At 31.9% G+C, this 1,215-nt stretch carries 2 protein-coding genes; both read right to left on the bottom strand.

Features of this window, described 5'->3' with window-relative positions:
- Window positions 1-34: 34 nt before the first annotated feature.
- The gene (locus NE665_RS23720) at window positions 35-463 is read right to left on the bottom strand and encodes a hypothetical protein (RefSeq protein ID WP_002610768.1); all 429 of its coding nucleotides are present in this window, start codon (window positions 461-463) and stop codon (window positions 35-37) included.
- 166 nt (window positions 464-629) lie between these two features.
- A complete protein-coding gene (locus NE665_RS23725) occupies window positions 630-962 on the bottom strand; it encodes a hypothetical protein (protein ID WP_002610772.1) in 333 nt (110 codons plus the stop codon).
- Between the last annotated feature and the right edge of the window lie 253 nt (window positions 963-1,215).

Below are 1,215 nucleotides of genomic sequence, written 5' to 3' on the forward strand. Positions count from 1 at the left end.
TTCTTTTGGACTCACACTTTTTTTTGCTTGGAAACTACAATAAAACAGCTAAAATAGTTCTTAAACAATTAGAGAATTTCCAACTTAATACACCGCAAAGCACAATATTAAATAGATCACCAAAAAAGAGGACTTCATCAAAATACACTTCATACAAATAATCTATCTTCTCAAGACATAAGGGAATGCGTTGATGTTTTTTCAGCTTTTCCCTTAGCCACAGCAGCCAATTTGGGATATTTCGTTTTATATATTCAACAATATATGTGAATCCAAGAATAAATACTAATGATCCCAAATAAGATATGCCACTTATTATAGCTTTATTTGCTAATTTAGAGGAAGTAATTGCTATATATAGATTACCAAAAACAAGCATTCCATATACTAATGAAGCGGGGATACCTATAACTTTTATCAAACTTAGATTCTGTGCTTTCTTATCTCTATTCATATTTATCATTTTTTACTCACTTTCTTTATGAGGTAAACAAGGGGTAAATCACGCTATATAGGTTTTATAGACTGGTAAGCGGAATCGTGTGTTGGATGTCAATAGTTCGGTTGACTTGATAATAGAAAAAGGGAAGTACTGTTGTTTTGCACTTCCCATACAATTCTCCTACTAACTAATGATATTCTACTGACATCATTTTACTGATCAAATAGCATCTATGATGTCCATTGCCCCGAGCATCATAAATTTTAATTATGACATCCTCTTGTCCGATATATTTTTCCACAAAATCTTTATCATAGCCAGAATCATCAGAAAAGTTCTTTTTGTAAATTTCAAGATACTCTTTATTTTTGATAATGACTTCTCCATTGATTACAACGCAGTTCCAATATATCTTTGTTTCTCTCAGATGTTTTCTGAATATCAATATTATATCACATAACAGAAATATCAAAATGTAAAATATTATCAATTTGACTATGATGATACCTAAAATCTGCATATTTCTCTTCCTTTCCATATACCTTAGACAGGGGATAAGAAGTATGTATCACATCCTTCATGTAAATCTTATTTTGTGGTGAAATTACTATCTGTTAGAATCCAATATTCGGGGATCTTCATAAGCATTCTGATAGGAAATAGCTAGTAGGAAGGATTCCCGGAGCTTTTTTGTAAAAGCCGTCAAGTATGTCTTCGACCATTTCAATACTCCTTCTGACCTTCATATCGATAAGGATCGCTCCATGATGATG

The sequence above is a fragment of the Clostridium sp. DFI.1.208 genome, assembly GCF_024463855.1.
GTDB lineage: Bacteria > Bacillota_I > Bacilli_A > Erysipelotrichales > Erysipelotrichaceae > Clostridium_AQ.